Below are 26681 nucleotides of genomic sequence, written 5' to 3'. Positions count from 1 at the left end.
CCTTCTCGATAGGCCCACGGAGGGCATTCCATGGAAGAACAACAGAAGTACGCGCGACTGTTTAACGATATCGATAGCCAAACGCTGATTACGTTAGGTGTTGTGCTGCTAGCAACCATTGTGTTGATTATTGTCAGCCAACGCGGGCTGAACTGGATCGGCAATCGAATGCACGGCCAAGTGCGTTTTCGTATTTTCGCCTTGGTGCCGATGACACGCTTGCTGATATTGATTACTGCGCTCGCCATCATCGTACCGACTATTATTGAGCCGTCGCTACGCAACATGGTGACCGTGATGGGGGCGCTGGGCTTAGCCATTGGCTTTGCCATGAAAGATTACGTCAGCAGCCTGATAGCGGGCGTTGTCTCAGCGGTAGAGCTGCCTTATCGGCCCGGTGACTGGGTGCAGATTGAAGATACCTACGGCGAGGTCAAGCACGTTGGCTTGCGCACCGTTGACATCCAAACCCCTGACGATGACTTGGTCTATGTGCCGCATTTAAAGCTGTGGGATCACGCCGTTTATAATGCCAACAACGGCGGTACCAGCCTGCAGTGCGTGGCGAGCTTTTATCTTCACCCGGAGCACGAAGCAGGCTGGGTGCGCAAAGCATTGCGCGATGTGGCGCTAACCAGCGCCTATCTGAAGTTCGATAAGCCAATTATTGTCGTGGCTGAAGAGAAACCCTGGGGTACCCACTATCGCATTCGCGCCTACCCGGTGGACCCTCGCCAGCAATTTTTGTTTATTACCGATCTCACCTTACGCGGCAAAAAAGTGCTGAGTGCCGCGGGCGTACAGTCAGCAATGTTGCCACCGGATGCGGCCTTGGATACTCGCAACGCGGTGGGCTCGGCTTCCTCAAGAGGTAGTGATTAGCTCTCGCTTTCCTCGGGCAGCTCACCGCTGTGATAGACATTTTGCACGTCGTCCAGCTCGTTGAGCATGCCCAGGAATTTTTCAAACATTGCCACGTCATCGCCTTCAACCGGCGTGGTGGTTTGCGGTAGAAACTGAATCTCGTCAACCTCAAAGTCAATTTCACCGAATGCATCCAGCAGCGCCTGTTTCGCTTTGGCGTAATCGGTATGCGGGGCGAAGACCGTAATGCGCTCGCCTTCCTGCTCGATGTCGGTGACATCTACATCGGCTTCCATCAATGCTTCCAGTACGGCGTCTTCATCGCTTCCGGCGAAGGAGAAGATAGCGCAGTGGTCGAACATATGGCTCACACTACCGGGCGTACCAATTTTGCTCTTGGTTTTGGTAAAGCAGCCGCGTACATCGCCAAAGGTGCGGTTGGGGTTGTCGGTTAGACAGTCGACAATCACCATCACATTGCCGGGGCCAAAGCCCTCGTAGCGCGCGGCAGAGAAATCTTCCCCACCGGCACCGCTGGCTTTGTCGAGCGCTTTATCAATGACGTGAGAGGGTACCTGATCTTTCTTGGCACGCTCCATTAAACCGCGCAGTGCTAAGTTACCGTTCGGGTCGGTACCACCAGCTTTAGCGCAAACGTAAATTTCGCGCCCGTATTTGCTGTAGACCTTGGTCTTTGCATCGGCCGTTTTGGCCATGGATTCCTTACGGTTCTGAAAAGCCCTACCCATGTTGCCGTCCTATGTATGTTTTCTAGACCTAATTTTTCTAGACTTAAGTTTTCTATATGCCCCGCGCACTGAGCAGCGGGGCGGGTGTCTTCAAAAGAGTGAAAAAGAGCGAAAAAGCAAATTTTACCCAACAGCGTACCATGCTAACAGCGTTATTTAAGAAGCTGGCCGAAGTGTTACTTGGCTTAGCGTATACTGGCGCTTACGCCTTATATCGTGATATCGACTTCTCAAGGAGACAACCACATGCCATTGACGCTGTGGCTATCACTTGCCGCGATCTGCGCCATGGGTGCTATGTCGCCGGGGCCAAGTTTGGCACTGGTACTACGCCACACACTAGGCGGCGGCCGCTTTGCTGGCGTGACCGCCGCAATATTTCATGCCCTGGGCGTGGGTTTTTACGCGCTATTGACCGTGTGGGGCTTGGGGGCATTAATTGCCGGCTTTCCTTTACTGTTTCAACTGATCACTTGGTGCGGTGCCGCCTACTTAGCATGGCTGGGAATTAAAGCACTGCGGGCCGGTCAAGCGGGCGCCTTACAGCCGACAGTGATGACTACTACCCGGGGCCAAGCAGCCAAAGAGGGCGTGCTCGTCGCGTTAGGTAACCCTAAGCTGATCCTATTTTTTGTCGCCCTGCTAAGTCAGTTTGTAACCCCGGACATGAGTGCGCTGGCCAAAGCGATTATAGTGCTAACAGCGATGATTATTGATGGTGGTTGGTACGTGTTGGTGGCTGTGCTGTTTTCCTACTCACGCATTTTGCCTTGGCTGCAACAGCGTGCCCACTGGATTAACCGCATTACCGGGGTACTGCTGATCGCGCTGGCGCTAAGAGTGGTCGCTGGGCCGCTGGTGTAAAAAGTAGAGTCGTGGCATGGTGATAGCTATGCCGTTTGAGGTTTTGTGGGGTCGAGTGATGCAAATTTACGACCAAGACTGCTATACCCACCAAGGGCTGCCGTTTAACCTACGCGCGCTGCGTGGCCAAGTACTGCTGGTGGTCAACGTTGCCAGCCAATGTGGCTTTACCCCTCAGTTAAGTGAGCTGGAAGCACTTTATCAGCGCTATCGGGACCGTGGCTTTACCGTGCTTGGTTTCCCCTGCAACCAATTTGGCCGCCAGTCACCCGAGAGCGCGCAAGCCTTTTGCCAGTTTGGGGAACAGAAATTTGGGGTGAGCTTTCCACTGATGGAAAAGGTTAGCGTCAATGGCAGCCAGGCCCATCCTCTGTTTTGCTGGCTTAAACGTGAAGCGCCCGGTGTGATGGGGACCCAATTGATTAAGTGGAATTTCACCAAATTCTTAATAGGCCGCGATGGCAAAGTGATAGCGCGCTTTGGGCCCCGCGACCATGGGAGCCCGCTGCGTCTGGCATTAGAGCAAGCGCTGGATCAAGCCTATCCATAACGCTAATCTGTAAAACAAGAGTGAGACTGCCTGAAAAAGTCAGCCTAAATCTGTTCTCCCCGCACGACAGCGACGCGGTTCATTAGCGCATTCCAGCGGTGGCGAACCATCATCGTGGTCAATCCCGAAAACAGCGCCCAGCTTTTGCGTCGCCAGCCCTTCAAGCGCATGTTGTGATTAACCAACTGCTTCATCAGCTTATAATCATCAAATTGTCGCCACTCGCTAGCGATTGAAAGTTGGTGGCGAGACATTACCGGGGCCATTTCCAAGCGAAACATCCACTCAAGTTCACTCAGGGTCATATCGTAGCGCTGCACGACCTCTACCATATGGGCGTAATCGCGTTCGCTGGGTTCACGATCCAGCCACAGCGGGGCTAGCGCTAGCCAAAGGTCACCACGTTCATCTACTAGCTGCTGTGCATTCATGGTCGCCTCATTGGAGAAGTCGGTGCTTAGGCAACTATCGTGACGTGAAAGCGCCCCTAGCTCAAGGGCGGACAATAGCGCACGGCTACACAATAGCTCAAGAGCGGACACACGGCACGGAGACAGCTAGAATAGCCCCACTGAGTCAAAATGTTGCCTTGGCAAGGCGATGTTGGTAACCAAATCAATCCTATAACGAGGTTCAATGTGATTATTAAACCCAAAGTGCGCGGCTTTATTTGTACCACCACTCACCCCATTGGCTGTGAGCAGAATGTTCGCGAGCAGATTGAAGCAACCCGCGCCCGCGGTTTGGATAAGCAGGCTGGCCCGAAAAAAGTATTGGTGATAGGAGCTTCGAGTGGCTATGGCTTGGCCGCACGTATTACCGCGGCGTTTGGCTATGGGGCCGATACGCTAGGCGTCTTCTTTGAAAAGCCCGCCACCGATAAAAAGCCGGGTACTGCCGGTTGGTATAACAGTGCGGCTTTCGATAAGTTTGCCAAGCAGGAAGGGCTTTACAGCAAGTCGATCAACGGCGATGCGTTCTCCCATGAAGCGCGGGAAAAAGCCATTGAGCTGATCAAGCAGGACATGGGCGAGATCGATCTGGTGGTCTACTCGCTGGCATCGCCCGTGCGTAAGCTGCCGGACAGCGGCGAGCTGAAGCGTTCCAGCCTGAAGCCGATTGGCGAAACCTACCGTGCCACCGCAATCGATACTAATAAAGACGCCATCATTGAAGCGGAAGTAGAGCCTGCCACCCAGCAAGAGATCGACGACACCATCACCGTCATGGGTGGAGAAGATTGGGAACTGTGGATGGATGCCCTTGACCAAGCCGGTGTGTTGGCGAAAGGCGCACGCAGTGTGGCATTTAGCTATATCGGTACCGAAATCACCTGGCCGATCTACTGGCATGGCGCGTTAGGTAAAGCCAAGGAAGATCTGGACCGTGCTGCCACGGCAATCGACAGCAAATTAAAAGCGAGCGGCGGCGGCGCCAACGTTGCTGTACTAAAATCGGTCGTTACCCAGGCGAGTGCGGCGATTCCGGTGATGCCGCTGTATATCGCCATGGTCTATCGCATCATGAAAGAGCAGGGGCTGCACGAAGGCACTATTGATCAATTAAACCGCCTATTCGGCGAGCACCTCTACTCAGCCCAAGGACAGCGGGGCGAACTCGTGACAGATGAAGCTGGGCGTCTGCGTTTGGATGACTGGGAGCTACGTGACGACGTTCAACAAGCTTGTCAGGATCTATGGTCAGAGGTGACGACCGATAACTTGTTCGACATTACCGACTATGCTGGTTATAAGCACGAATTCTTGAAGCTGTTTGGTTTCGAGCGTGACGACGTAGATTACGATGCTGACGTCAACCCAGAGGTTACGTTCGATGTCGTCAATCTGTAAGTCATTCACCTAGGCGTTAGTGACGCCTATTCGACCGGAACGCGGGAGGTGTTTATGGATACTAAGGAAAGCAAAACCCCGGAAGAACAGAAAGAGCACATCATTGGTGAGCGGGTGCCTGAGGATTTTGAATCTTCCAAGCCACATCTTCAGCCTGAAGCCAAGAAGCGCCCCGGCGGGATGTATAAGTTACTCCCGCTGGTGATTATCATTCTTGGTGTGATCGTGGTGAGCATTATTGTGCTAGGCATCATTAATCGGGGTAACTAGCGAGTCACCATGCTGACGTATTGCCGGGCCGAGCGCCCGGCAATTTTGTTTTGGCAAGAGCGTTTAATATTTAGAAAGAGGCTTATTACTTTCAATAGTTGTTAAATTTCGTCTATAAATTCGTCAGAGGACGAAAGTTCTGCTAAGAAAGGAAGAGGTTATAAAAAGTTAATACCTTTCAAGCAGGAGGATATATGACACGAGTAGCACGCGTGGAGCCTATCAGTCAAAAGCGAGACAATAAGCTTATTATTTCGGGTTGGCGAGTGATAGATGTAACTGAGCCTAGTGAGCCTCAGGAAATCTCTCAACATGAAACTGAACCTCAAGCCATTGACGCTGCACGGCGTTTTGAAGCCAAAACAGCCGAGGAGCTTGGCTCCGACCCTGATGATACTCAGGATTATGATGCGTCGGATGAACAGGCGGGTAAGCGTTTTCCTGGGTAGTTGTATTATTAATCAGCTAGCCAGTCTCGGTGTAATATTCAGTATGTAAATAGCTGAACAGTGTTTTTTAGCGCTCTATTAGCTAAGGGCTAAATAGTAAAAGTGGTAGTGAATACTTTGTCTACATAAATAATAGATGTAGTTGGCAAGTGGTTAATGTTTATTAATCTTTTATAAGAAATTCGTTTTGGCTTTGATTTAGTACACTTCGGTGTACTAGCTTCTTAAGTGTAAACCAACACAAGGAGAGATTGTATGAAACGGACAGCATTAGCAATTGCCATCGGTGCGGTTTGCGCAGGCTTATCAGCTGGCGTTCTTGCTCAGGAAGAGAACGAGAATGACACTGATCGAAGCAATCAAACGATCCAGCAACAAGACACAAATGCACAAGGGCAGGGTAGCAACGACGAAACTAGGGACATCAACGTTAAACAAAAGCCTGCTGAAGTAGAAGTAGAGCAAGAGAAACCTGATATCACGGTGGAGCAGTCTCAACCTAAAGTCACTATTGAGCAACCTGAGCCCAATGTGACCGTGGAAGAAGCCGAACCTAATGTCACCGTTGAGCAAACTGGCGAGCCTGAGGTGACGATTGAGCAAGCGGAAGACGCCCAGGTTAATGTCAATGAAGACGAGCAAGAGCGCCAGCAGAATGATCAGCAGAGTGACCAAACTGATCAAAATGATCAGGCCGATCAAAATGACCAGTCCAACTCACTGATGTCACGTCAGGTCAGCGACCTGGAAGGGATGACAGTGATGAATCAGGAAGATGAAGAGATCGGTGGAGTACAACATATTGCAAAGCACGATGAGTCTGGCGATTTGTTTGCTATTGTTTCGGTAGGTGGTATTTGGGGCTTTGGCGCAACGGACATTGCGCTGCCTATCAATGACATGCAGCTTGAAAATGATCAGCTCGTTGTCAACACAAACTATGGCGAAGATGAAATTGAAGCTTCATCGAATAATTACCAAGAAGATGAGTACAGCGAAGTGGATGGCAACATGACGCTATCTGAGGCGCAGCAACAGTAACGCAGCAACACTAACAGAGGTGCTGTTTGATACAGTCAATCGTTAGTGACTAATGAAGAGGGCAAGGCGGATACGCCTTGCCCTTTTTGGTAGCTGCGCTAACGCTATTAACGCGGCGACATCTTTTTTTATGTATGAGTAACAAGCGCTGCCTTCATTTGCGCAATTGGGTAAGATGGTTATTTATCCAAGCCGTTGGCGGTTCTCATGCAGTTTCTTCAATAATTATGCAGTCCAATCACTTAGCATCAAAAGCAGCGATAGCCCGTCGGCGGGTCGCGTTTATGCTACTGCCGGGGTTCTCGCTGTTGACCCACGCCAGCGCGCTGGAGCCGCTGCAAATGGCGAACCAGTTAAGCGGCCAGATGCTTTATCACACCGTTACGCTAAGCCTCAGCGACGAACCGGTGCGCAGCGGTGCACAGCTTTCCCTGATTGCACAGCATGAGCTGGGTACCGCACTGGGGCCGCTTGATTTGTTACTGATATGCGCGCCCACGCCGCTTCCCTATACATTGCCAGCAAAGCTTAACGAGTGGTTGCGCGGCCACCAGGGGCGCGGTGTGGCGCTTGGCGGTTTGGCCGGAGGGACGGAAGTGCTGGCTCGCTGTGGGTTGCTGGAAGGCTATCGTGCCACGCTGCCATGGCAGCGCTTTGAGGCGTTTGCGCAGGCCTACCCGCAAGTCACCCTCTCCCAGCAGTTGTTCGAAATTGACCGCGACCGACTGACTTGCGCCGGTGGCACGGCGGCAATGGATCTGATGCTAACGCTGATAGGTCAGCACCACGGCGCACGCTTGGCAGAGCAGGTCTCGGAACAGTTTGTGTGTGATCGCATTCGGCTGGCGGACGAGCGCCAGCATGTGCCACTACGCACCCGCTTAGGCCATGCGCCCAAAAGCCTGATAGATGCCGTCACGCTGATGGAAGCCAATATCGAGGAGCCGCTCTCGACCCTTGAGCTGGCCGAGCACCTGGGGATTTCCCGGCGCCAGCTGGAGCGACTGTTTAAGAAGTATCTGCAGGCGGTGCCAAGCCGGTACTATCTGGATTTACGCTTACAGGAAGCGCGCAAACAACTGCGTGAAAGTGACCGGCCGGTAGGCGATATCGCTTTCGCTACCGGTTTTTCCTCCGGCGCGCATTTTTCCACCGCCTACCGAAATCATTTTGGCATGACACCCAGAGAAGAGCGTCTGGGTTAGAAAGATTCAGGTTAAGGTATCGACAATGCCGCCTTCCACGCGCAGTGCCGCTCCCGTGGTGGCGCTCGCTTGGGTCGATGCGGCATAGACGCTCATGCTAGCCACTTCTTCAGGTGTTGCTAAGCGTTGGATGATAGAAGTCGGGCGGTTCTCTTTAACAAAGCGTGCCTCCATTTCCTGCTGAGAAATGCCTTCTTTCTCTGCCATTTCACCAATCATCGTGAGCACGCCTTCAGAGCGCGTTGGCCCAGGCAAGATAGCGTTGACAGTTACCTGCGTGCCGCTGAGCACTTTGGCCAGCCCGCGCGAAACCGATAGTAGTGCTGATTTCGTCATGCCGTAATGCACCATCTCGGTCGGGATGTTGATGCCCGATTCACTGGAGATAAACTGGATGCGGCCCCAGTCGCGGTCGCGCATGCCTTGGGCATAATGGCGAGAAAGGCGCACGGCACTCATGATATTGATGTCGAAAAATTGTTGCCAGGTCGCGTCATCAACCTCGAAGAAGTCCTGTGGACCAAAAATTCCCACATTATTGATCAGGATATCTGCGCTGGGTTGCTGCTGGATCAGTGTTTGGCAGCCTTCAGCGGTGCCGAGATCGGCGGCTACGCCTTCTACCTGGGCATTCGGGGCATCCTGTTTAATGCTGGCTATTGCCTCCTCTACACGTGCCTGCGAACGGCCTGTGACGACAACCTTGGCGCCAGCGTTGGCAAGCCCTTGGGCAATCGCAAAGCCGATACCCGCCGTCGAGCCGGTAATGATGGCGTGCTTACCGCTTAGATCAATCTGCATAGGGTGTACTCCTCTCTTCCTGAGTGTCAGTACGTCGCGATACCTCGCTATCCAAGCATGACTTTATCGCTTGCCAATAAGTATGGGGGTCTTATAGCGTTCTTCAAGGCGTTAACGCGACTCAATGGGCGTCGCTATTCATAATTTGCCGTCCCATTGCTGAAAGCGGTTAACCGCGTTGGCCCCTTATACTGTTTTCATTCCTTTCCTCCACCGGAGATAACGCGCCATGAGTCATACCCCAAGCCGTCAAGATTACGACCACTACATGACGCCCAACTACTCTCCGCAGCAGGTCATTCCCGTGCGCGGTGAAGGTAGCCGCTTGTGGGATCAGCAGGGGCGGGAATATATCGATTTCGCTGGGGGCATCGCCGTCAACTCCCTGGGTCACTGTCACCCGGTGCTGGTCAATGCGCTGAAAGAGCAGGGCGAAAAGCTCTGGCACCTCTCTAACGTGTTTACCAACGAGCCCGCATTGAACCTGGCCAAAACGCTGGTCGAGCGTACATTCGCTGATAAAGTGTTTCTATGCTCTTCAGGCGGTGAAGCCAACGAGGCCGCGCTGAAGCTGGCACGCCGCTGGGCCGTCGATAACCATGGCGAACAGAAAGACAAGATCATCTCGTTTTATCAATCTTTCCACGGTCGTACCTTCTTTACCGTCAGCGTGGGCGGCCAGCCCAAGTATTCCCAGGGCTTTGGCCCGGTGCCGGGCGGCATTCATCACGCCAACTACAACGACCTGGAAAGCGTTCGTGCGCTGATGGGCGACGACACCTGCGCGATCATGGTCGAGCCCATGCAGGGCGAGGGCGGCATCGTGCCCGCAACACCAGCATTTCTCCAGGGCTTGCGCGATCTGTGTGACGAACATAACGCGCTGTTGATTTTTGATGAGGTGCAAACCGGCGTGGGTCGCAGCGGTGAGCTCTACGCTTACAAGAACTACGGCATCACCCCGGATATCCTGACCAGCGCCAAGTCGCTGGGCGGTGGTTTCCCCATTGGCGCCATGCTGGCCACCGATGACGTCGCCAAGTCGCTGGTCATTGGTACTCACGGCTCCACCTACGGCGGCAATGCGCTGGCGTCTGCCGTGGCACTGGCGGCCGTCGAGTTTATCGATACCCCTGAAGTGTTGGATGGGGTGAAAAAGCGCCACGATCTGTTCCGCGAGCATCTGGAAACCATCAACCGCAAGCACGGGGTGTTCAAGGAGATTCGTGGTATGGGCCTGCTGATGGGTGCCCAGATGTCGGATGCCTATGAAGGTCGCGCCAAGGACATTCTGCCGCTGGCCATCGAAGAGGGCTTGATGGCCCTGATTGCAGGACCCAATGTACTGCGCATGGCACCTTCGCTGGTGATTCCCGAGGCGGATATCGCCGAAGGCATGGTTCGGCTAGAGCGTGCCATTGAGCGGCTAGTTGCCTCAGCATGAGTGAGCAGCCTACTGGGTTAACAGAGGGGGCGTCGAAGATGCTGGTAGTGCGACCCGTTAAAGCGTCGGATCTCCCGGCGCTCGAACAGTTGGCTGAGCATGCAGTGCCCAGGTTGACCAACTTGCCTGCCAATCGCGAGCGGCTTCAGGAGCGCATCGCGCGCTCCCAGGAGGCTTTCAATGGCGAGGTCGAGTTTCCAGAAAACGAGCACTATACCTTTGTGCTCGCTGACGATAGTCGTGAGGAAGTGTTGGGAACGGCCACTATCCGTGCCCAGGCAGGTGCCAATGAGGCTTACTATACCTATCGTCAGGAAACGCTTATTCACGCCTCGCAGCAGTTGAATGTGCGTCGTGAAGTTCAGACACTGGCACTTTCCCACGAAGTTTCGGATGCCACCCTGCTGTGCGCTTTTTCGCTGAATCCCCGCTATAAGGGCACCAGTGCCGAGAATCTGCTGCGTCGGGCGCGGTTGATGTTTATTGCCCAATATCCAGAGCGCTTTTCGCGCATCCTGGCGGTCGCGTTCCCCGGCTACCTGGATACTCGCGGTGAATCGCCGTTTTGGGAAAGCGTCGGCAGGCACTTCTTTGCCCGCAGCTTCCAGGACATCAACCACGTTGCGGGGGTGCGCTCGAAAAGTTTCATCGCCGAAGTGATGCCCCAATTCCCGCTCTACCTGCCGCTGTTGACGCCCCAGGCGAGGGCCGCCATTGGTCGTGAACACCCCGCCCATGAAGAGGCGCTGGAAGAGATGCTGGCAGAGGGTTTTGTGCGTTCGCGCCATGTGGATATTTTCGACGCTGGGCCGATTGTCAAAGCCGAGCGTGAGCGGCTGGAAACCTTTCGTCGAGCCGCCTGGCACCCGGTGCGCATACGTCCCGAACACGCTTTGCCAGATGCCGAACCGGCGATGATTGCCAACCAGAAGCTGGGTGATTTCCGCTGTATCGTCGCGCGTTATGCGTTGTCGCCCACGGGCCAGCTGATGCTGTCGGCGGAGCACGCCGAGCGGCTGGGCGTTTCGGAAGGGCGAGCCGTGCTGGCCGCACCGCTTACCTTACCCGCCGCGGTGGACGCGCTCGATGAAGGAGAAATGTAATGCGCATTCGACCCATTGCCCGCAATGACCTGGATGGGCTGCAGGCGCTTGCGCAGCAGGCCGGGGTAGGGTTTACCTCGCTGCCGGATAACCGCGAGTTTCTGGCTGGCAAGATAGAAGCCGCCGCCAGTGCCTTTGAAGAGCGCACCCCGGTGGATGACCGGCTCTACTTTTTTGTTCTTGAAGATGAAGAGAGCGGCGAACTTGCTGGCTGTTGTGCCATTGAAGGCCAGGTAGGGCGCGAAGTGCCGTTTTACAACTATCGGCTGGGTACTTTGGCGCACTCATCCATTCAATTGGATCTTCACCGCACCATCGACACGCTGTTTTTAAGCTCCGACCACACCGGCGATGCCGAGGTGTGCTCGCTGTTCCTGCGCCCAGAGTATCGTGGTGAAGCAAATCGCCACTTACGCAACGGCGCGCTGCTTTCCAAAGCGCGCTGGCTGTTTATCGCCCAGTTTCGTGATCGATTCCCCAATAAAGTGTTGGCGGAAATGCGCGGTGTGTTCGACGAGAACAACACCAGCCCTTTCTGGGAGAGCCTGGGCAAACACTTCTTCCCCATGGATTTCAGCGAAGCGGACCGACTCACCGGCTTGGGGCAGAAGAGCTTTATCGGTGAGTTGATGCCCAAGTTCCCGATCTACACTACCTTTATGGCCGAAGAGGCGCGCGCCTGTATCGGCCAGGTACATCGCCACACCCGCCCAGCACTGGAAATGTTGAAGAAAGAGGGATTGCGCTGGGAAGGCTATATCGACATTTTCGACGGTGGTCCCACGGTGGAAGCTTACATCGATGATGTGCGCGCTATCCGTAATTCAAGGCTATGTCAGGTTGAGGTGTCTGCCGCTGCCCGTGAAGAGAGCGTCAGCCGCTGGCTGGCGGCTACCACCCATATGCTGAACTTTACTGCCAGCTGGATAGGTCGCGCGCCCGCCGACGACAACACTATCGTGCTTAACGAGCAGGAAGCGAGCCGCTTGGGTGTCGCTACCGGTGATTACCTTCGCCTGTTGGAAACCTGAGCCCGAAAGCCTGTACGTACATAAGCCCGCATTTACATGGCAAGGAGAGAACGATGCACGCCCAACAGCAGCAACTTATCAATGGCGCCTGGCTAGCAGGCGACGCCGCGTCGTTGAGCAAGCATGATCCCGTTTCCGGTCAGCTGCTCTGGCAGGCCACCACGGCCAGCGCGGATCAGGTCAAGATCGCCGTAAAGGCTGCCCGCAGCGCCTTTCCTGGCTGGGCGCGCACTCCCTTTGCCGAGCGCCAGGCCCTCGTCGAGCGTTTTGCCGAGGTGCTGAAATCCCGAGGGGAGGCGCTAGCCGTGGCGATTGCCTCTGAAACCGGCAAACCCCTCTGGGAAGCGCGCACTGAAGCGGGTGCGATGGTGGGCAAGGTCGCACTATCGGTCAAGGCTTATAACGAGCGTACCGGTGAGCGTGAAAAAGCCGTTGGCAATACAAAAGCCGTATTGCGCCATCGCCCCCACGGCGTGATGGCGGTATTCGGCCCCTATAACTTCCCAGGCCACCTGCCTAACGGCCATATGGTTCCTGCGCTATTGGCGGGCAACACCGTCGTCTTCAAACCCAGCGACCAGACCCCGCTGACCGCCGATTTAACCCTTCAGTGCTGGCTGGAAGCCGGGCTGCCTGCTGGGGTGATCAATCTGGTGCAGGGAGGCGTCGCCGTTGGTCAAGCGCTGGCAGGCAACCCCGGTATTGATGGCCTGCTGTTTACCGGCAGCGCCAAGGTGGGCGGCATGTTGCATCAGCAGTTTGCCGGGCAGTTGGATAAAATCCTGGCGCTCGAACTGGGTGGCAATAACCCGCTGGTAGTGAAGGACATTGATGACGAGCGTGCAGCGGTACTCACCATTCTGCAGTCGGCGTTTCTCTCCGGTGGCCAGCGCTGCACCTGCGCTCGTCGTTTGATGGTGCCGGAGGGCGCCGTGGGCGACCGGCTGATCGATGCGCTTTCCGAGGCGATCGCTAAGCTGCACGTGGCGGGCCAGTTCGAAGAGAACCCTGCGCCATTCTATGGCGGTTTGGTGAGCGTGGCCGCTGCAGATGGCCTGCTCAAGGCGCAAGAGGAACTGGAGTCCATGGGGGGCACGGTGATCAATCGCATGCGTCGCCTGGTAGAGAACACCAGCCTGTTGAGCCCCGCGCTGATCGACGTGACGGGCCTGGACGTTCCCGACGAGGAGCACTTCGGGCCGCTGCTGAAAATCCATCGCTATCGCGATTGGGATGAAGCGCTCTCGCTTGCCAACAACACTCGCTACGGGCTCTCAGCAGGACTGATTGGGGGTGAGCAGACGGATTGGGACGACTTCCTGCTGCGCATTCGCGCGGGCATCGTTAACTGGAACCGCCAGACCACCGGCGCTTCCGGCGATGCACCCTTTGGCGGCGTAGGTGACAGCGGCAACCACCGCCCCAGCGCTTATTACGCGGCAGACTACTGCGCTTATCCGGTTGCTTCCATGGAAGCCGACACTCTGGAGATGCCTGAAACCTTGCCACCAGGAGTGAGTCTATGAACGGCAGTGCCTTCAGCCATATCAGGGAAGTCAATTTCGACGGTTTGGTCGGCCCTACCCATAATTACTCGGGGCTGGCCGTCGGTAACGTCGCTTCGATGAGCCACGGTGGCCTGCTCTCCAATCCCAAGGAGGGCGCGCTCCAGGGGCTGGCCAAGATGAAGTCACTGATGGATGCGGGCTACGCTCAGGGCGTGCTACCCCCACAGCAGCGGCCTGATGTTGGGGCACTGCGTGATCTAGGCTTCAGCGGCAGTAATAGCGATGTGCTGGCCCGCGCTGCTATCGAGGCACCGCAGCTGCTGCGGGCGGTATGTTCGGCCTCCAGCATGTGGACCGCTAACGCAGGCACGATTACTCCCAGTGTCGACGCAACGGATGGCCGGGTGCACTTCACGCCGGCCAATCTGCAGTCAAGCTTTCACCGCTACCTGGAGCCGCAAACCACCGGAAGGGTACTGCAAGCTATTTTCCATGATGAGCAACATTTTGCTCATCATCCCGTGCTGCCTGCCACGCCGGCCTTTTCCGATGAAGGCGCGGCCAATCACACCCGCCTTGGCGGCGAATACGGTGAGCCAGGCGTTCACCTGTTTGTCTATGGCCGCCAAGCGTTTGGTGACGGGCGTAGCGGCGAGCGTGAACCCCAGCGCTATCCTGCCCGGCAGACCCTGGAAGCCAGCCAAGCGGTAGCCCGCCAGCACGGGCTTACGGAAGCGCAAACCGTCTTCGCCCAGCAGCACCCGGATGCCATCGATGCTGGCGTGTTCCATAACGATGTCATTGCAGTGGGCAACGGCCCCGTGCTGCTCTACCACGAAATGGCCTTTCTGGACGAAGAGGGCACGCTCGATGCGTTGCGTGCGAAAATGAACACGCCGCTGATTCCCGTGCGCGTGCCGGTCGAGGCGGTGAGCATGGAAGACGCGGTCGCATCGTATCTCTTCAACTCCCAACTGCTCTCCAACCCGGACGGCACCATGACGCTGGTGGTACCCGGCGAATGTCAGGAGCGAGAAGCGGTCTGGCGGACGATCCAGGATCTCATCCTGGCGGGCAATAACCCCATCGGCGAAGTGATCGTAAAAGACGTCAAGCAGAGCATGCGCAACGGTGGCGGCCCCGCCTGCCTGCGCTTGCGCGTGGTGCTAACGGAAGCCGAACGTGCCGCGCTCTCTGGCCGCGTGCTGCTCAATGATGCACTGTACACCGATCTGACCGCGTGGGTGGAGCGCCACTACCGTGATCGCCTAGCTCCTGACGATCTCGCCGACCCACAGCTGGCGGAGGAGTCGCTTGCGGCACTGGATGAACTCACCCAGTTGCTCAAGATCGGCCCTGTGTATCCGTTTCAGTTGGGGTAGGAATAGCGTAAGCGGATTCAATATTGATAGTGTCCATGCAACGCGAAGGAAGGGCCATCACATAGACCTGAAGCAAGCACCAGGAGTCGAGATATGACGCCTATCATTCGGCCGACTGACGACAAGGCGTTCGCGGAAAAACTAATTCGTCAAAATATGTCTAGCTACTATAAGCAGTTGGATATGCGATGGGATATCGATCTGTTTAATAGACAGTGGGGCGAGTTGGACAGCTACGCGTTAGTCATAAACGCGTCACGCGTGGGGCTGCTATGCATCAATCACGATCAAAACGCCTACTATATTCGGGAACTACAAATTGCCCCGCCGTGGCAGCGCCAAGGCTTGGGTGCAGAGGCGATCCGCTTCACGGGTGAAACTGCCCAGCACGCGGGCATTCACTTACTTCGGCTTCGCGTGTTTTGTATCAATCCAGCCATCGCTTTGTACGAGCGCATGGGGTTTAGGATAGTGAAAACCGCAGGAGGAATGCACTCCATGGAGCGTCTCATTCTGTAGCAGTAAGTAGGATGGTATAACGGCTCTTGTGACTCCCTCTCCACAGCGTCCTGCCATGATCATCACCCCATCACTTAGGCCCACCGTTTAGGCTGATCTATTAGGCACCTGCTTCGCTTTACCAATATTAAGCAGGGCGATACCGGCACCAATCAATAAGATGCCAAGCAGCAAGCCTTCGGGGGCGGTTTCTCCCTGTAACAGGATGGCGACCGGCACACCCACCACGGCACCGACAGAGCCCAGCAAGCTCAGAAATACCGGGCCGCCGCTTTTCTGTAGCAGGAAGAGCAGTAAAAACTGACCCGCGAAAACCACCGCCTGGATGGCAATCAAAAACATCGGCAGAGATCGATCCATGGGCACGTGAAGTGAGAAGCCTGGCAGTAGGCCCACCCCCAGCAGCAGAATAGAGGCAGCTATCAGCATCCCTGGCGCCAGCGCATCGCTGGATACCCCCACTGGCCAGCGCAGGGTTCGATAGAGGTTGCCGATGGCCAGCAGCACAGGGCCAATCAAGGCGAGAAGAATCCAAAGGTAGTCAGCATCAGGGGCGGAAAGCTTATGGAAAGCCAGGGTGAAGGCTCCCGCAAGGGCTGACATGACGCCAGCCGCACGCAAGAGCTGAAAGCGCTCCATTTTTAACGTCAACGCACCAACGTAGGTGAGCAGCGGTGGCAGCGTGATGATCAATGCCACAAACCCTGCTCCGACATGGGGGATAGCCGAAAAGAAGAGCAGGTTGGCGCCCGCCACGCCCAGCAGCGCAGAGATCAGGTAGTACTCGACGCTACGAACGGTCAACGGTGGCAGATTGCGGCGATAGGCGGCGAGCGCAAGCAGAATAAGTGCCGCCCCTGAAATTGACCAATACAGAAAAGAGAGCGCGGGCAGTTGCATATCGTTGGCAAATTTAGCCAAATTAGTCGATAGACCCAGCAAAGCACCCCCTGACAACAAGTACAGTAGCGGAGCAAGCCAGGCTCGTTTGGTTGAAGGCGTACGGGTGGCGCTGGATGGTGGCATTGGCGAAGTTCTCGAGAGCGGCGTTTTAATTGATATCTTGATATCAAGTTATGTGTGATTAATCTTGACGTCAAGATAACTGGGTGCAAAATACACCGATGGATCATGTAGACCACATACTCAAACAGTGGCGGCAGGAACGGCCCGACCTCGACGTAGCCCCGATGGGTACCATCGGGCGGGTCAAACGGCTGAACCACACCTTGATGCGCGCGATGGAGAAGACCTGGGCAAAATATGGTCTGACGGATGCGGGCTTTGACGTATTGGCCACGCTGCGCCGAGAGGGGACGCCCTATGCGCTATCGCCGAGCGATTTGATGGCATCCACCATGGTGACCTCAGGCACCATGACTCACCGTATCCATCAATTGGAAAAGTCAGGACTGATCGAGCGGGTCAAGAACCCTGATGATGGTCGCGGTTTTCTGATCTCTCTTTCGCAGCGCGGATTTGATCTGATAGACGAAGCGGTGGCTGCCCATGTAGAGACACAGGCGCAGCTAGTGAGTGGGCTGACTGACGAACAACGTCAGCAACTGGATGAGTTGCTGACGCAGTTCCTGGCGGAGTTTGAGCAGGAGTGATCGCTCTTGCCATAGGGGGGCGCTGTCACTTGATCCATCGATCAGGCACCAGAGCTTGTGGTTACCCTCCGCGCAGCCCTTCAGTGATCGCCTCCATAAACGCGCGCACTCTGGCCACATGACGTAAATCTGGATGGGTGAGTAGCCAGAGCTGAGTCGTCAACACATCAATCGGTTCGCTGAGCCTGAGTAGCGCTTCATCGGCATCACCAAGATAGCAAGGCAGTACCGCAATGCCCGCCCCGTGGCGTACCGCCAATTGCATCCCCAGCATGCTATCCAGCCGGTAGGCCGCGTTTTTACCCACCATCCACTGTTCAAGTGCTGTATCGCCTAGGTATACATCCGGGCCTATCCAGTTCGCTGTTGCCAAGGATGCAGGATCCAATGGCAACGGCGTGTTTCGCCAATATGCCTTTTGACCATACATTGCCAGGATGATATCGCCTGCCTTGCGACCTACTAGGGTTTCGGGTGGTGTTCGAGTCGGACGGATCGCGATATCGGCCTCACGTCGCGTCAAACTGTGAAGCTGGTTGGAGATGACCACTTCCAGCGTGATAGCCGGATAGGTTTGTCGAAAGCTTGCCAGCAGCGGGGAGAGCAGGCCCGTGAAAAGTGTGTCGGTCGTGGTGATTCGCAGGCTACCGGTAAGCGTTAAATCCTGCCCGATGATTCGGCGCTCTGCGCCGTTGATCTCATGCTGCACGCGGCGGGCCGACGCTGTTAAATCGTCGCCCGCCATGGTCGGCGTATAGCCGTTACGGCTGCGCTCAAAAAGAGTAACGCCCAGACGTCTCTCCATCTCGCTCAGGCGCCTGAAAACAGTGGCGTGGCTGATCCGCAGCGTTCGGCTGGCGCCGGATAGCGAACCCGCCTCGGCAATCGCTAGCACAATTTCTAGGTCGTCCCATCTTATCCGTTGTTCATTCATGCAAGCCTGGTTCTCATTTTTAGCCAATTTTTGAACATATATGAACAGGTTAGTGTGTCGTTGAACCAATCGATAGGGGAAGCGCAGTATGAATGTATTGATCGTCTTGGCTCATCCTGAATGCAAGTCGTTTAATGGCGGCCTAGTAGATGAAGCGGTAGCACAGCTGATAGGCGAGGGTCACACAGTGGAAGTGGATGATCTTTATGCTGAGCAGTTTGATCCAGTGGAGCGCGCTGGGCACTATCCGCATAGCGCTGTGGCATCGGACTACTTCTATCCCCTCAATGAGCAGCGGGCTCACCACGAAGAAAACACATTGCCGCAGGACGTCCAGCGGGAGTTGGCGCGGTTGGAGTGGGCTGACTTGGTGATCTTCCAGTTTCCCTTATGGTGGCACGCCCAGCCTGCCATTTTGAAAGGCTGGTTTGATCGGGTGCTGGTGTATGGAGGACGCTACACGAGTCGCATGCGTTACGATAAAGGCTACTATCGTGGCAAGAGGGCCATACTTTCAGTGACCACGGGCTCGCCTGAAAAGACATTTCAGCCCTTTGGTCGTGCAGGCGACATGGTTCACTGGCTTTGGCCGATTCATTCATCCCTGTACTACGTTGGCTTTGACGTACTGGCGCCCCAGGTGAACTACGGCATTCAGGGCGGCGGTATTCGTTATCAAGCGGAAGCTGACCTCCCGGGTCACCTGGAGGCTTGTAAAGCGGCCTGGATATTTCGGCTGAAGAGTCTGGAGAATGAGCTGGCCATCCCATTTGCTGGGTGGGATGACTGGGACGAGGACGGCGTATTACGCCAAACAACGCCATTGCGATGGAGGCTGGGCTGACCTCGTGTAGACTCTTCACTCGTCTATAAATCAGATCAGCAAAAGGTCCGACAAGCGCCATGACCACCTCGAATCACCGTTTTACCGATGCTGAGCGCCGTGGGCTTTACCGCGCCATACACGAACGGCGCGACGTGCGCTCGCAATTTCTGCCCGACCGGATTCCCCCTGATGTGCTGGCCCGTCTTTTAGAAGCTGCACACCATGCGCCGTCAGTAGGGTTTATGCAGCCCTGGGATTTCATCGTGATTGAAAGTCGTGACGTCAGGGAAACCGTGCTGGCGATGTTCGAGCAGGAGAACCGGAAGGCCGCCGAGCGCTTTGAAGGCGAGCGCAAGGAGCATTACCGCAGCCTTAAACTGCAAGGCATTCTGGAAAGCCCACTCAATCTCTGTATTACCTGTGACCGAAGCCGGGGCGGCCCGCATGTGCTGGGGCGCAATAGCATTGTCGATACCGACCTGTTTAGTACCTGCTTAGCAGTGCAAAATCTTTGGCTAGCGGCGCGGGCAGAAGGTATTGGCGTTGGCTGGGTGAGTATTCTCGATCAAGAGCAGCTAAGCGCGGCGTTGAATTTGCCTGAACATGTCTATCCTCTGGCGTATCTCTGCCTTGGCTATGTGAGCGAGTTTTTAGATCAGCCGGAGCTTGAAGCCAAAGGCTGGCGCTCCCGCTTACCATTGAGCGAACTGGTGCATGGGGATAAGTGGGGGCAATCCTTGGCAGGCAGCCCGCTTGAAAAGGCGTTGGGCGAACAGTAATAGCGCTCTTTAAACCATGTTGTTTTCACTACAAAGCTGTTTGAGTCGTTTCCTCTAGCGAGGCGTTTCGTTTATCGCTACTGTATTCGCTTGTGCTAAAAAAACTGAGTGCCATGAATGCAAAGCGATATCACCCTCCAACGGCCTTACACCCACAACGCTAATACCAGCGTAGTCGCGGACTGGCCATCTGAGAGATCGAGGTAGTTATGATCAGCGGCCGGGCTCTGCGGTACTTCGATACGGTTGCCCATTGCCACTCCTTGCGCCAAGCCGCAGCTCAGTTACATATCGCCCCCACGGCAATCAGCCGTCAGATTGATTTACTGGCGAGTGCCCTGCAAACGATGACGGAAGCGTCGTCTTGAAAGCAATGTGCACACAAAAAGTGGACACGCTGTGGTCAATATTGAAATAGCAGAAGGCACTGAGTGGGTTCATGCTGACATTAGTGGTAATGACGACATGATAACAACAGCAAAGGTGATGTGATGCCCGAACTACACCAGTTGACCGCTACTCAATTACTCGAAGGTTACCGCACTCAAGCATTTTCTCCTCTGGATGTTGCTGAAACACTGATTTCCCATATTGATCAATGGGAACCGCATATCAACGCGCTTTACACCTATCGCCCCGAGTCGCTGCTGGAAACCGCGGAGGCCTCGACCCGGCGTTGGGCCAAAGGCGAGCCAGGCGGCGCACTGGATGGAGTGCCGATAACCCTGAAAGAGCTGATTGCCACCAAGGGAATGCCAGTTCCTGGAGGGACAGGGCTGGGGGAGCAGGCCGTTGTTCGAGAAGATGCGCCTCCGGCTGCGCGGCTTGCGGAAGACCATGCGCTGGTGGTGGCGAAAACCACCTGCCCTGATTTTGGCATGCTGTCATCAGGGCTATCGTCCTTTCATGGCCTGACTCGTAATCCCTGGAAGCTGGCATGTAATACCGGCGGTTCCAGCTCGGGCGCAGGCGCTGCGGCGGCTGCCGGGTTTGGGCCGCTGCACGTAGGTACCGATATCGGTGGTTCGATACGGTTGCCCGCCGCGTGGTGCGGCGTAGTGGGATTTAAGCCGACCCTGGGTCGTATACCGATAGACCCGTATTATGTGGGCCGTTGTGCAGGGCCCATGACGCGCAGTGTAGAAGATGCCGCGCTAATGATGACAGCGCTGGCCCGGACGGATCGGCGCGATGCAATGCGCCTGCCGCCGGAAGAGATCGATTGGCTGGATTTATCGCTAGAGATGAAGGGCCTGCGCATAGGGGTGATGATGGAGGCAGGCTGCGGCTTACCGCTGGATGACGAGATTCGCCGTCATGTCGAGCAGGCAGCAAAGCAACTGGAAGCCGCAGGTGCAACGCTGGTGCCGTTAGCACCAGTGTTGACTCGAGAGATGCTGGATGGGCTGGATCAATTTTGGCAGGCTCGTCAGTGGGGAGAGCTGCTAAAGCTCTCCTCTGAGGAGCGCGAAAAAGTGCTGCCTGCGATTTTGGCCTGGGCAGATGGTGGTGAACGTTTAAGTGGCGTAGCCGCGTTGCAGGGGTTTCAGCAGACGATGGCCATGCGGCGTGCTACTGAAGCGGTATTTGATAAGGTCGATGCGGTAATCTCACCCTCAACGCCCACTATCGCCTTTCCTGCCGAGTGGCCATCACCCAGCAATGATCCGCGCCAACCGTTCGAGCATATTGCCTACACCGTGCCCTGGAACATGGGGGAGCAGCCTGCAATCTCGCTTAACGCTGGATTCAGCAGTCCAGCAACGTCACCGGCCCTGGCCGCTAACATGCCTATTGGTGTGCAGTTGATTGGCCCACGTTTCGACGATCATTTCGTGCTGAAATTGGCTCATCAATTGGAGACGCGCCTGGCGTTGCCATTACGCTGGCCGATGCTGCCAGCGTAATGGCAACTGTCAGTTAACATCGGTCTTTACATGGCTCTGCCTCTGAATACGTTTAATCATTAATAACGAAGGGAATGCTCATGCGACGCTTTTTGGTACTGCCCACCTCTCGGGCAGGGTGGGGGTTATTGATTGCTTTCGTGGCACTGGTGCTGGCGGGAACCTGGCCAGTGATTGGCCTGGTGAACCAGGCAACGCTAGTGTTGGGGCTCCCGTTAATGGTGGTATGGAGCTATCTGGTTATTTTTGCCTGCGTGGTGGTCATGCTGATCGGTAATCGGATTGTGGAGCGAGACGACCATGAATAGCCCTTGGCCATTGCTGATAACGCTGACGTATGTGGCCATTGCGATGGTGATTGGCCTGCGCGCCAAGGCAGGCCGCTCCATGAACAGCCTGGAGGAGTGGGGCGTAGCGGGTCGCAGCATGGGGCCGGTAACGCTCTACCTGCTGATCGCCGCCGGTAGTGTGAGTGCTTACACCTTCATGGGTGCGCCCGGTTGGGCTTATTCCAAAGGTGTCGCGGTATTTTATGTAGCGATTTACCTTGCCTATCTCGCGTTGGTCGCATGGTACTTCGGCCCGAAAGTGTGGCAATTCGGCGAGCAGTTTGGTCACGTAACCCAAGCAAGCGCTATATCTGACCGTTACCAGAGTCCTGCACTGGGGGCACTGGCGGCACTCGTTATGGCGATCGGCTCTGTTGCCTATGCGGTGCTTCAAACTATCGGCTCTGCCTATATTTTGTTTGTGATGAGCGGCGGCTTGATGCCGATTTGGCTGGGAGTCGTGCTGGTGTTGGCCTGTATTGCCGTGTATCTCTACGTCAGCGGACAGCGGGCGATTGGCCGCACCAATGCCTTTCAAGGCGTGCTGATGCTAATCGTTGCCTGGGCCGTCGGCCTGTGGGCCGTACATAGCGCCACTGGCGGGTTGAGTTTTGCTGGGGTGTTCGAACGTATTCAGACCGAGCATAGCGAGTTTCTCACCTTGCCAGGCGCCGGTGGTGATATGAGCTTTAGTTTCTGGACGACCTCGATCATCGTTTCGATGTTCTCGTTCATGCCACCCGTCTGGACGCAGTGGATGAGCGCTTCCTCCGCGCGCACCATTCGTCGTAGCGCGACGTGGCTGCCCACTTATTACGTAGTGATTTTGCCGATGGTAGTGGTGGGCTTCATCGGCATTTTTTCGCTGCCTGAACTCGCCCGCGCCGATACTGTGGTACTCGAATACGCCATGCAGCATTTGCCTGTCGTACTGGTCGGGTTGCTGGGAGCGGGCACTCTGGCGGCCTCTATGTCCTCCAGCGAACCTTTTATTCACTCGGTGTCGTTGTCGCTCAGTAAGGATGTGATTCAGCCCGTGTTGAAGTTATCCGACGCTGTCACCGGCAAGTTGGCGCGACTGTTGATCCTACCCATCATGTTCTTGGTGATAGCGCCACTGGCAATTGCCGAACCCGGTAGCCTGGTGATGATTCTGTTGGTGGGGCTGGGCTTTGCCTCCCAGGTAATGCCTGCGTTCATCGGGATGTTCTTCTGGCCGCGAGCGTCTCGCCTGGGCGTGATGGCCGGTATCGTGGTGGGCTTTTTGATTACCACAGCATTTACTATCCTTTGGCCACACCCGATGGGTATTCATGCAGGCTTTTGGGGGCTAATGCTCAATCTGCCGGTATTTGTTGTGATCTCATTAATGACGCCATCTACCAACGCAGAAGTGGTTGAGCGCTTCTTTCGTATCGCAGCTCCACGCGGGTTAACACGCTTAGGGCGCAAGGGTGGATAGTAAACGCTGACTTAATCTATTCATGTTCATCGCTTACCCTTGCAGATAACCGCTTTTATGCTCCGAGCGCTTTTTACGCACCGGGCAAACACAGCGAATGAATGCACTAACAAAGGCAACGCAATGAGCCATGCACTGACTGGACATAACCGCCCTCAGCAAGTGATTGAGGCAACCCATCAGGCGAACAAGACATTGGCCACGGCCACGCGCCAAGCCAAGTACGCCAAAATGGCTGCGTCGCCTTACCGATTTTATCGGGGAAGCAATCATCTTTTCTGGCAAGACGTTTGGCATGATTGGCGCTTTGCCCTGTTCGGCGGCTGGCCGGAAACCCAAACATGGCTGCAAGGCGATGCTCACGCCTATAACTTTGGCGCTTATGGGCATCATGATGATCAGGTGCGCTATGGTATGGACGACTTCGACGATGCGTTAATTGGCGATTACCAGTACGACGTTTGGCGATTGGCTATCAGCTTGGTACTGGATGGTCGCGAGAACGCGGAGCTGGATGCCAAGGCGATTGATAAAGCCCTTAAAAAGTTAATAGAGGGCTATTACCAAACGCTGGCGGATCATGTCGATGGTAAACCCATTCACGCCGTAACTCTCGACACCGCCAAGGGCCCGCTGAAGCCGTTCATGAATAAGGTGGCGGATAAACAGAGCCGTGCGCGGATGCTCGAAAAGTGGACGACGCTTGATGATCAGAAAGGCCGTCAATTTGCCGAACGGCCCGGTAAACTCGCTAATCTACCGGCGGATGTCGCCAGCCAGCTAGGCCGACTGATTGAGCAGGAGTACCAGCAAACGCTGCAACACGCCTTTAAAGAGAGCGACCCTCACCATTTTCGTGTGAAAGATACGGCTCGACGTCTGGATGCAGGTACCGGCTCGCTGGGCGTGGAGCGCTACTACGTATTGATTGAAGGAGGCGTTGAGCACGAGCACGACGATATCATTCTGGATATCAAAGAGCAGGTGTCGCCAGAAGCGTTCCAGCTGATGGACAAGCCACAGCAGCAGGCATGGCGAAAGCTATTTCCCAATGAAGGTATCCGCCATGCTGCGGCATTCCATGCCATTGCCGAGCACCCGGATGCTTATCTTGGCTGGCTAACCATGAACGGCAAGGTGTTTTCGGTTCGCGAGCGCTCGCCGTTCAAGAAAGACATGCCGACCCATAAGCTCTCTGGTGGTAAGTCGTATAAAAAGCTGGCGCAGCAGTGGGGGGAAATTCTTGCCCGTGAACACCTGCGCGGTGCCCAGGCGCTTAATCGAGGTGACGCGACACGCTTTGCTAAGGCGGTAGGTCAGCGGTTAAAAGGGCGGGAAGCACAGTTCGTGGAGGTAGTATCAACACTGGCAGTCGCTTACGCCGACTGCACTGAGCAGGACTACGCAGTGTTTATTGATCACTTTCTGGCGACCGATTCACCCTAGTCGCCAGGCCGATGGAAATGCCTGCTGGGGCCAGCATGAACTGCTGAGCGTGATGCGATTCAGCCCATACTACACAGCGGTTACGGCCGCTGTGCTTGATCAGATAAAGTGCTTCGTCGGCGAGTCGCAGCAAAAAAGCCGGACCCGCGGGGCCCGGCTTAAGGTAATTCCTGCGGTTTCTTGATGGCGCTATTAGTGGCCGCTGACGGCACCACCGACGATTCCACTTCGGAAGTCACTGTCACTGCCGCTTCGGCTTTTGAGGTGGTTAGCCACCGTGTCCTCAGGTGATCCCGCCATTTCACGGAACATGCCCATCGAACCAAGCAGTGCAGAGGATTCATAAGGCACGAATACCCGCTCGCCATTCTTCGCCATGTTGGGCAGTACCTTGATATAGCTTTGGCCGAGCAGGTAGCCCACCACCGTACGCTTGTTCTCTTCGCTATCGCCAATGGCGCTAAGCACTAGTTTGATGGATTCCTGCTCACCCTGAGCGCGCAGAATAGCGGACTCTTTATCGCCTTGAGCGTTAAGAATCGAAGATTCACGCTGGCCCTGGGCCATGGCAATTGCCGCTGATTTTTCACCCTCTGCTTCGGTAACGGTGGCACGGCGTTTACGCTCCGCGGCCATCTGCAGACGCATGGCGGTTTCCACCTCTTCCGGCATGGCAATATCCTGCACTTCTACACGGGAGATTTTGACCCCCCACTTGGAAGCAGGCTCTTCCATGGCAGCCTGAATCTCGTTGTTCACCTCTGCGCGAGACTCAAACAGCTTATCCAGCTCCATTTTACCGACCACTGAGCGCAGCGTGGTTTTTGCCAGAACCTCGACGGCCTGGCTCATGTTCTCTACCTCATAGACCGCCCGCTTTGGGTCAATGATCTGATAGTAAAGGGCGCCGTTAATGCGCACGGTGACGTTATCGGTGGTAACGACCGGCTGGCCTGGGAAATCCATCACCGTTTCGCGGCGATCGATACGGGTTTCGTCTGTGGTGATGGCGGTATAATCCTCACCCATTTTGCGATAACGCAGCATGGTGATCGCACGAGGTTGTTCGATAAACGGAATGATGATGTTGATACCGCTTTCTAAAACGCGATGAAATGAACCAAGGCGCTCTACCACCATGACTTCCGATTGGCGAATAATGATCAGACCTTTTGAAATGATCAGTACCGCGATCACCACAATAATAAGGCTTATTAATAAACCTGGGCTAATAGGTAAATCCATTGTTAAGGCTCCTTGCGTTGGGAATCGTCTTCGTGAGGGGCTATGTCATCAGGCTGATGTAACGCGACTAGCGCAGTGGTGCCTTCAAATCGTTTAAATATGACCAGCGTACCGCTGGGTAGCTCGGTTTCACCGCTTTCAACGACGCGGAGACGGTAGAAATCGCCGTTAACTTTAATGCCCGTGGCATCATCAAAATCTCGACGTAGGGTGGTGTAGCGATTACCTTTCTCGACGCCCGTGCCCGTGGTGCCGTAAGCCACGCCACGGGGAGAGAAACGAGGACGAATGACCATAATGCATAGCGGCAGCAGTACCCCGGTAAAAATAGCCATGCTAAGCAGTTGCCATGGGAGCGTTAACCCCAGCGCAGTAACGGCCGCCGTTAGCGCTGCGGCAATACCCAGTGCAAGCAGTACCATCGCGCCAGAAGTCAGCTCTGCCAAACTTAATAGTAGGGCGAGTACCAGCCAGCTGTAAGCCGGATTCCAGTCCATGTGCTCTCCAATG

At 55.4% G+C, this 26681-nt stretch carries 29 protein-coding genes; 22 read left to right on the top strand and 7 right to left on the bottom strand.

The genetic code is table 11. The features are described from left to right. The first annotated feature begins 30 nt into the window (after positions 1 to 30). Entirely contained in the window at positions 31 to 882 is an 852-nt protein-coding gene (locus Q3Y66_RS14160) for a mechanosensitive ion channel family protein (protein ID WP_008958105.1), read from the top strand. On the opposite strand, the gene Q3Y66_RS14155 is transcribed toward Q3Y66_RS14160, so the two are convergent. After that, a complete protein-coding gene (locus Q3Y66_RS14155; protein ID WP_008958104.1) occupies positions 879 to 1613 on the bottom strand; it encodes a YebC/PmpR family DNA-binding transcriptional regulator in 735 nt (244 codons plus the stop codon). The two genes, Q3Y66_RS14160 and Q3Y66_RS14155, sit on opposite strands and share 4 nt — an antisense overlap. 246 nt (positions 1614 to 1859) lie before the next feature. Here Q3Y66_RS14155 and Q3Y66_RS14150 point away from each other — a divergent pair, with 246 nt between their 5' ends. Together Q3Y66_RS14150 and Q3Y66_RS14145 are read left to right on the top strand one after the other, a co-directional pair. Further along, a complete protein-coding gene (locus Q3Y66_RS14150; protein WP_008958103.1) occupies positions 1860 to 2477 on the top strand; it encodes a LysE family translocator in 618 nt (205 codons plus the stop codon). 58 nt (positions 2478 to 2535) lie between these two features. Continuing rightward, complete coding sequence (locus tag Q3Y66_RS14145) at positions 2536 to 3027, top strand: glutathione peroxidase (RefSeq protein WP_035586876.1); 492 nt, start codon at positions 2536 to 2538, stop codon at positions 3025 to 3027. A 44-nt stretch (positions 3028 to 3071) separates the two neighbouring features. On the opposite strand, the gene Q3Y66_RS14140 is transcribed toward Q3Y66_RS14145, so the two are convergent. After that, on the bottom strand, positions 3072 to 3458 hold the full coding sequence (locus Q3Y66_RS14140; protein ID WP_008958101.1) for a hypothetical protein: 387 nt from the start codon (positions 3456 to 3458) through the stop codon (positions 3072 to 3074). Between the two features lie 207 nt (positions 3459 to 3665). Here Q3Y66_RS14140 and fabV point away from each other — a divergent pair, with 207 nt between their 5' ends. From fabV to Q3Y66_RS14115, 5 genes are all read left to right on the top strand, one after another. Further along, on the top strand, positions 3666 to 4877 hold the full coding sequence (gene fabV / locus Q3Y66_RS14135) for an enoyl-ACP reductase FabV (RefSeq protein ID WP_008958100.1): 1212 nt from the start codon (positions 3666 to 3668) through the stop codon (positions 4875 to 4877). A 54-nt stretch (positions 4878 to 4931) separates the two neighbouring features. Then, on the top strand, positions 4932 to 5147 hold the full coding sequence (locus Q3Y66_RS14130; RefSeq protein WP_008958099.1) for a hypothetical protein: 216 nt from the start codon (positions 4932 to 4934) through the stop codon (positions 5145 to 5147). Positions 5148 to 5341: 194 nt separating this feature from the next. After that, positions 5342 to 5596 carry a hypothetical protein gene (locus tag Q3Y66_RS14125; protein ID WP_008958098.1) on the top strand — a complete coding sequence of 85 codons (255 nt, stop codon included), beginning with the start codon at positions 5342 to 5344 and terminating at the stop codon, positions 5594 to 5596. Between the two features lie 255 nt (positions 5597 to 5851). After that, complete coding sequence (locus tag Q3Y66_RS14120) at positions 5852 to 6637, top strand: PRC-barrel domain-containing protein (RefSeq protein WP_008958097.1); 786 nt, start codon at positions 5852 to 5854, stop codon at positions 6635 to 6637. A 284-nt stretch (positions 6638 to 6921) separates the two neighbouring features. Next, on the top strand, positions 6922 to 7842 hold the full coding sequence (locus tag Q3Y66_RS14115; protein WP_008958096.1) for a GlxA family transcriptional regulator: 921 nt from the start codon (positions 6922 to 6924) through the stop codon (positions 7840 to 7842). Between the two features lie 6 nt (positions 7843 to 7848). Here the strand turns inward: Q3Y66_RS14115 and Q3Y66_RS14110 are convergent, their stop codons facing one another. Then, positions 7849 to 8643 (bottom strand): SDR family NAD(P)-dependent oxidoreductase, encoded by a 795-nt coding sequence (locus Q3Y66_RS14110; RefSeq protein ID WP_008958095.1) that lies wholly within the window; start codon positions 8641 to 8643, stop codon positions 7849 to 7851. A gap of 229 nt (positions 8644 to 8872) precedes the next feature. Between Q3Y66_RS14110 and Q3Y66_RS14105 the strand changes: the two genes are divergently transcribed. From Q3Y66_RS14105 to Q3Y66_RS14080, 6 genes are all read left to right on the top strand, one after another. After that, positions 8873 to 10087 (top strand): aspartate aminotransferase family protein, encoded by a 1215-nt coding sequence (locus Q3Y66_RS14105; RefSeq protein WP_008958094.1) that lies wholly within the window; start codon positions 8873 to 8875, stop codon positions 10085 to 10087. A 38-nt stretch (positions 10088 to 10125) separates the two neighbouring features. After that, the gene (locus tag Q3Y66_RS14100; protein ID WP_008958093.1) at positions 10126 to 11190 is read left to right on the top strand and encodes an arginine N-succinyltransferase; all 1065 of its coding nucleotides are present in this window, start codon (positions 10126 to 10128) and stop codon (positions 11188 to 11190) included. Next, positions 11190 to 12221 (top strand): arginine N-succinyltransferase, encoded by a 1032-nt coding sequence (astA, locus tag Q3Y66_RS14095; RefSeq protein ID WP_008958092.1) that lies wholly within the window; start codon positions 11190 to 11192, stop codon positions 12219 to 12221. The genes Q3Y66_RS14100 and astA overlap by 1 nt, the downstream gene beginning before the upstream one ends. A gap of 53 nt (positions 12222 to 12274) precedes the next feature. Continuing rightward, positions 12275 to 13747, top strand: coding sequence for a succinylglutamate-semialdehyde dehydrogenase (astD, locus tag Q3Y66_RS14090; RefSeq protein ID WP_008958091.1), 1473 nt, complete (start codon positions 12275 to 12277; stop codon positions 13745 to 13747). Continuing rightward, complete coding sequence (gene astB / locus Q3Y66_RS14085; RefSeq protein WP_008958090.1) at positions 13744 to 15111, top strand: N-succinylarginine dihydrolase; 1368 nt, start codon at positions 13744 to 13746, stop codon at positions 15109 to 15111. The genes astD and astB overlap by 4 nt, the downstream gene beginning before the upstream one ends. A gap of 93 nt (positions 15112 to 15204) precedes the next feature. Beyond that, on the top strand, positions 15205 to 15630 hold the full coding sequence (locus tag Q3Y66_RS14080; RefSeq protein ID WP_008958089.1) for an N-acetyltransferase: 426 nt from the start codon (positions 15205 to 15207) through the stop codon (positions 15628 to 15630). 87 nt (positions 15631 to 15717) lie between these two features. Here Q3Y66_RS14080 and Q3Y66_RS14075 read toward each other — a convergent pair whose 3' ends face one another. After that, on the bottom strand, positions 15718 to 16656 hold the full coding sequence (locus Q3Y66_RS14075) for a DMT family transporter (RefSeq protein ID WP_008958088.1): 939 nt from the start codon (positions 16654 to 16656) through the stop codon (positions 15718 to 15720). Positions 16657 to 16739: 83 nt separating this feature from the next. On the opposite strand from Q3Y66_RS14075, the gene Q3Y66_RS14070 reads away from it, so the two are divergent. Beyond that, positions 16740 to 17243, top strand: coding sequence for a MarR family winged helix-turn-helix transcriptional regulator (locus Q3Y66_RS14070; protein WP_238528532.1), 504 nt, complete (start codon positions 16740 to 16742; stop codon positions 17241 to 17243). Positions 17244 to 17304: 61 nt separating this feature from the next. Here Q3Y66_RS14070 and Q3Y66_RS14065 read toward each other — a convergent pair whose 3' ends face one another. Continuing rightward, positions 17305 to 18177, bottom strand: a complete 873-nt coding sequence (locus Q3Y66_RS14065; RefSeq protein ID WP_008958086.1) for a LysR family transcriptional regulator — start codon at positions 18175 to 18177, stop codon at positions 17305 to 17307. An 88-nt stretch (positions 18178 to 18265) separates the two neighbouring features. On the opposite strand from Q3Y66_RS14065, the gene Q3Y66_RS14060 reads away from it, so the two are divergent. The 7 genes from Q3Y66_RS14060 (at position 18266) to Q3Y66_RS14035 (ending at position 24926) form a co-directional block, all read left to right on the top strand. Further along, positions 18266 to 19021 (top strand): NAD(P)H-dependent oxidoreductase, encoded by a 756-nt coding sequence (locus Q3Y66_RS14060; RefSeq protein ID WP_008958085.1) that lies wholly within the window; start codon positions 18266 to 18268, stop codon positions 19019 to 19021. Positions 19022 to 19080: 59 nt separating this feature from the next. After that, positions 19081 to 19782 carry a 5,6-dimethylbenzimidazole synthase gene (bluB, locus tag Q3Y66_RS14055; protein ID WP_008958084.1) on the top strand — a complete coding sequence of 234 codons (702 nt, stop codon included), beginning with the start codon at positions 19081 to 19083 and terminating at the stop codon, positions 19780 to 19782. 209 nt (positions 19783 to 19991) lie between these two features. Beyond that, positions 19992 to 20150 (top strand): LysR family transcriptional regulator, encoded by a 159-nt coding sequence (locus tag Q3Y66_RS20985; protein ID WP_368411718.1) that lies wholly within the window; start codon positions 19992 to 19994, stop codon positions 20148 to 20150. 123 nt (positions 20151 to 20273) lie between these two features. Then, on the top strand, positions 20274 to 21689 hold the full coding sequence (locus Q3Y66_RS14050) for an amidase (protein WP_008958082.1): 1416 nt from the start codon (positions 20274 to 20276) through the stop codon (positions 21687 to 21689). Positions 21690 to 21769: 80 nt separating this feature from the next. Further along, positions 21770 to 21997, top strand: a complete 228-nt coding sequence (locus tag Q3Y66_RS14045) for a hypothetical protein (protein WP_008958081.1) — start codon at positions 21770 to 21772, stop codon at positions 21995 to 21997. After that, positions 21990 to 23480: a sodium:solute symporter gene (locus tag Q3Y66_RS14040; protein WP_008958080.1), complete on the top strand. Its 1491-nt coding sequence runs from the start codon at positions 21990 to 21992 to the stop codon at positions 23478 to 23480. Before Q3Y66_RS14045 ends, Q3Y66_RS14040 begins: the two co-directional genes overlap by 8 nt. A gap of 123 nt (positions 23481 to 23603) precedes the next feature. After that, positions 23604 to 24926 carry a DUF2252 domain-containing protein gene (locus Q3Y66_RS14035; RefSeq protein ID WP_008958079.1) on the top strand — a complete coding sequence of 441 codons (1323 nt, stop codon included), beginning with the start codon at positions 23604 to 23606 and terminating at the stop codon, positions 24924 to 24926. Positions 24927 to 25118: 192 nt separating this feature from the next. Here the strand turns inward: Q3Y66_RS14035 and Q3Y66_RS14030 are convergent, their stop codons facing one another. Both Q3Y66_RS14030 and Q3Y66_RS14025 read right to left on the bottom strand, forming a co-directional pair. Beyond that, positions 25119 to 26171 carry an SPFH domain-containing protein gene (locus Q3Y66_RS14030; RefSeq protein ID WP_008958078.1) on the bottom strand — a complete coding sequence of 351 codons (1053 nt, stop codon included), beginning with the start codon at positions 26169 to 26171 and terminating at the stop codon, positions 25119 to 25121. Positions 26172 to 26173: 2 nt separating this feature from the next. Beyond that, positions 26174 to 26668 (bottom strand): NfeD family protein, encoded by a 495-nt coding sequence (locus tag Q3Y66_RS14025; RefSeq protein WP_008958077.1) that lies wholly within the window; start codon positions 26666 to 26668, stop codon positions 26174 to 26176. Positions 26669 to 26681: the final 13 nt, after the last annotated feature.

It is taken from the genome of Halomonas sp. HAL1 (genome assembly GCF_030544485.1).
Lineage (GTDB): Bacteria > Pseudomonadota > Gammaproteobacteria > Pseudomonadales > Halomonadaceae > Vreelandella > Vreelandella arctica.
This window is presented reverse-complemented; position numbering and strand designations above follow the sequence as displayed.

Coding starts and splice junctions, on each gene's coding strand:
- Q3Y66_RS14160 (WP_008958105.1), top strand. CDS start 31: ATGGAAGAACAACAGAAGTACGCGCGACTGTTTAACGATATCGATAGC.
- Q3Y66_RS14155 (WP_008958104.1), bottom strand. CDS start 1,613: ATGGGTAGGGCTTTTCAGAACCGTAAGGAATCCATGGCCAAAACGGCC.
- Q3Y66_RS14150 (WP_008958103.1), top strand. CDS start 1,860: ATGCCATTGACGCTGTGGCTATCACTTGCCGCGATCTGCGCCATGGGT.
- Q3Y66_RS14145 (WP_035586876.1), top strand. CDS start 2,536: ATGCAAATTTACGACCAAGACTGCTATACCCACCAAGGGCTGCCGTTT.
- Q3Y66_RS14140 (WP_008958101.1), bottom strand. CDS start 3,458: ATGAATGCACAGCAGCTAGTAGATGAACGTGGTGACCTTTGGCTAGCG.
- Q3Y66_RS14130 (WP_008958099.1), top strand. CDS start 4,932: ATGGATACTAAGGAAAGCAAAACCCCGGAAGAACAGAAAGAGCACATC.
- Q3Y66_RS14125 (WP_008958098.1), top strand. CDS start 5,342: ATGACACGAGTAGCACGCGTGGAGCCTATCAGTCAAAAGCGAGACAAT.
- Q3Y66_RS14120 (WP_008958097.1), top strand. CDS start 5,852: ATGAAACGGACAGCATTAGCAATTGCCATCGGTGCGGTTTGCGCAGGC.
- Q3Y66_RS14115 (WP_008958096.1), top strand. CDS start 6,922: ATGCTACTGCCGGGGTTCTCGCTGTTGACCCACGCCAGCGCGCTGGAG.
- Q3Y66_RS14110 (WP_008958095.1), bottom strand. CDS start 8,643: ATGCAGATTGATCTAAGCGGTAAGCACGCCATCATTACCGGCTCGACG.
- Q3Y66_RS14105 (WP_008958094.1), top strand. CDS start 8,873: ATGAGTCATACCCCAAGCCGTCAAGATTACGACCACTACATGACGCCC.
- Q3Y66_RS14100 (WP_008958093.1), top strand. CDS start 10,126: ATGCTGGTAGTGCGACCCGTTAAAGCGTCGGATCTCCCGGCGCTCGAA.
- astA (WP_008958092.1), top strand. CDS start 11,190: ATGCGCATTCGACCCATTGCCCGCAATGACCTGGATGGGCTGCAGGCG.
- astD (WP_008958091.1), top strand. CDS start 12,275: ATGCACGCCCAACAGCAGCAACTTATCAATGGCGCCTGGCTAGCAGGC.
- astB (WP_008958090.1), top strand. CDS start 13,744: ATGAACGGCAGTGCCTTCAGCCATATCAGGGAAGTCAATTTCGACGGT.
- Q3Y66_RS14080 (WP_008958089.1), top strand. CDS start 15,205: ATGACGCCTATCATTCGGCCGACTGACGACAAGGCGTTCGCGGAAAAA.
- Q3Y66_RS14075 (WP_008958088.1), bottom strand. CDS start 16,656: ATGCCACCATCCAGCGCCACCCGTACGCCTTCAACCAAACGAGCCTGG.
- Q3Y66_RS14065 (WP_008958086.1), bottom strand. CDS start 18,177: ATGAATGAACAACGGATAAGATGGGACGACCTAGAAATTGTGCTAGCG.
- Q3Y66_RS14060 (WP_008958085.1), top strand. CDS start 18,266: ATGAATGTATTGATCGTCTTGGCTCATCCTGAATGCAAGTCGTTTAAT.
- bluB (WP_008958084.1), top strand. CDS start 19,081: ATGACCACCTCGAATCACCGTTTTACCGATGCTGAGCGCCGTGGGCTT.
- Q3Y66_RS20985 (WP_368411718.1), top strand. CDS start 19,992: ATGATCAGCGGCCGGGCTCTGCGGTACTTCGATACGGTTGCCCATTGC.
- Q3Y66_RS14050 (WP_008958082.1), top strand. CDS start 20,274: ATGCCCGAACTACACCAGTTGACCGCTACTCAATTACTCGAAGGTTAC.
- Q3Y66_RS14045 (WP_008958081.1), top strand. CDS start 21,770: ATGCGACGCTTTTTGGTACTGCCCACCTCTCGGGCAGGGTGGGGGTTA.
- Q3Y66_RS14040 (WP_008958080.1), top strand. CDS start 21,990: ATGAATAGCCCTTGGCCATTGCTGATAACGCTGACGTATGTGGCCATT.
- Q3Y66_RS14035 (WP_008958079.1), top strand. CDS start 23,604: ATGAGCCATGCACTGACTGGACATAACCGCCCTCAGCAAGTGATTGAG.
- Q3Y66_RS14030 (WP_008958078.1), bottom strand. CDS start 26,171: ATGGATTTACCTATTAGCCCAGGTTTATTAATAAGCCTTATTATTGTG.
- Q3Y66_RS14025 (WP_008958077.1), bottom strand. CDS start 26,668: ATGGACTGGAATCCGGCTTACAGCTGGCTGGTACTCGCCCTACTATTA.